Genomic DNA, 2,092 nt, shown 5'->3' with positions numbered 1-2,092 from the left:
CCGTTCGCACTTCACCTGACGGTCTGCCGTGTGTCCCGGCTTCCCACGAACGCTTTTCTCATTCTGGCGGCACTGTGGCTGATGATGTTCTCTGCCAGCGCGCAGGTGATCATCGTTGCCCCCATTCTTCCTGAGATCAGCGAAGCTCTTGGTATTGGTGAGGCCCTGCAGGGTCTCTTGATCACGTCCTACACGGTGACTCTCGGAATTGTAGCACTGATCATCGGTCCGATATCTGACAAGGTCGGTCGGCGTCGGATCCTGTTGATTGGATGCGGGTCCATGAGTGCCGCACTGGCGCTTCACGGGATGGTCGATACGTACGTTTCCTTCGTGGCTGTGCGTGCCCTTGCCGGTGCTGCGGGTGGAGCCCTGAGTGGGGGCGCGGTGGCCTTCGTCGGCGATTTCTTCCCGTACGAGAGAAGAGGGTGGGCAAATGGCTGGGTGATGAGCGGAATGGCTGTCGGTCAAATTCTCGGGATACCGGTCGGAAAGATCCTCGCCGATCAGTTCGGGTTCAGGTGGCCATTCCTGATGTTCGCGGTGACGATGGCGATCGCTACGCTACTGGTCTGGCTCTTTCTGCCGCAGCCGGATGTGCGCCGAGACGAGGGGCGGCTGGGCATCCGAAGCTCGATCGTAAAGTACCGACTGCTCATGGCTACCGATTCAGTTCGTGCGGTGTCGATCGTCTATCTGTTGATGTTCTTCAGTCTCGGGCTTTTCGTGATCTATCTCCCGACATGGCTCGAGATGGTCGTGGGTGTGAGCGGGACCGACATTGCGTCACTCTTCTTCGTTGGCGGCCTGGCAAATGTGGTGAGTAGTCCGATCGCAGGCCGCCTGTCCGACCGCGTCGGTCGCAAGCCATTGATTATCGCTTCGTGCGTTGGTCTGGGCATCGTTATGGTTGTCACCACCTACGCCATCCAGGGAATATGGACCGCCTACATCTTCTTCGCGACGGCTATGGTGATGTTCGCACTCCGGATCAGTCCGCTCCAGTCACTGATGACGGCACTGGTCCCGGACGAGCGTCGGGGGATGTTGATGAGCCTGGCGATTGCGGTGGGCCAGGTGGGCATGGGACTGGGGTCTGCGCTGGCCGGTGTGGCCTACACGAGCTACGGCTACATCAGCAATACCATGATGGCCACCGCATCCATTGTCGTCATGGCATTCATGGTTCACTATTTCCTACCGGAGCCTACGGCCGAGACGGCCGCTGCGTCTACCTGACAGATTTCGGGACCGGTCGGCTAAACCAATCCGACCAGTAGAGCCAGCGCCTCGTGACTGGAGACGACGAATCGCGCGCCATGGCTGCGGAGCAGCTCGCTATGCGCGCCGGTCTCCAGATAGGGGGGAACGAAACCCACGGGTATGACCCCGGCGTTTGTTGCGGCCTGCATGTCGTCGATAGTGTCACCGACGTAGGCCGATTCCCCGGGTAGATGATCTCTGGAGAATTCTCGTAGCTGCTCCAGTGCTCTGGTAAGTGGGTAACCGTCCGGTTTGGGTCTCTCTCCCTGCTGCTCTCGCGCGATGACGACTTTGAAGAAGCGCGACCACTCTAAGTGTTCGATCGTCCACAGGGCTTCCTCAGCGGGACGCCCGGTTACGACGCCGATGTCGATGCCGGTGATCGCGAGACCTTCGAGGAGCGAATGCGGCACCAGCGGGGTCTCGTCGGCGATCAGTCCATTCCACGCGGATCCGCGATACCGTATCTGAAACTCGCGTACGACGTCGTCGAGGCGAACCTCAACGCCTGTTTCGCGAATGATCGCGTGCGTCAGTTCCCAATCATCGTTGAAACCACCGCGGTTCTTGTATTCCTGTATCACGTGCGGCTCGACAACCTGACCGGTAAAGTGCTCGGCGGTCTGCGCAACAGCAGAACGGTACGATCGCGACACGTCGACGAGCACTCCGTCCATGTCGAAAAGCACGCACGTAACTGAAGGGAAAACGTCCATAGTCCGGCGAATTCGTCTGGCCCTATACGCAAAGAGGCCCGCCGTTGAAATAACGATGGGCCTCTCTCTAGCGCTGATCCGACAGCGCTACGAGTTCATGGTGATAAGGAATT

2 protein-coding genes are annotated in these 2,092 nt (G+C 59.1%); one reads left to right on the top strand and one right to left on the bottom strand.

All coding sequences use genetic code 11. The features are described from left to right. The first annotated feature begins 81 nt into the window (after positions 1-81). Positions 82-1,239, top strand: a complete 1,158-nt coding sequence (locus HKN37_11090; protein ID NNE47194.1) for an MFS transporter — start codon at positions 82-84, stop codon at positions 1,237-1,239. 20 nt (positions 1,240-1,259) lie between these two features. Here HKN37_11090 and HKN37_11085 read toward each other — a convergent pair whose 3' ends face one another. Beyond that, positions 1,260-1,979, bottom strand: a complete 720-nt coding sequence (locus HKN37_11085) for an HAD hydrolase-like protein (protein ID NNE47193.1) — start codon at positions 1,977-1,979, stop codon at positions 1,260-1,262. Positions 1,980-2,092: the final 113 nt, after the last annotated feature.

This window comes from Rhodothermales bacterium, from assembly GCA_013002345.1.
In the GTDB taxonomy this organism is placed as follows: Bacteria; Bacteroidota; Rhodothermia; order Rhodothermales; family JABDKH01; genus JABDKH01.
This window is presented reverse-complemented; position numbering and strand designations above follow the sequence as displayed.

Coding starts and splice junctions, on each gene's coding strand:
- HKN37_11090 (NNE47194.1), top strand. CDS start 82: ATGATGTTCTCTGCCAGCGCGCAGGTGATCATCGTTGCCCCCATTCTT.
- HKN37_11085 (NNE47193.1), bottom strand. CDS start 1,979: ATGGACGTTTTCCCTTCAGTTACGTGCGTGCTTTTCGACATGGACGGA.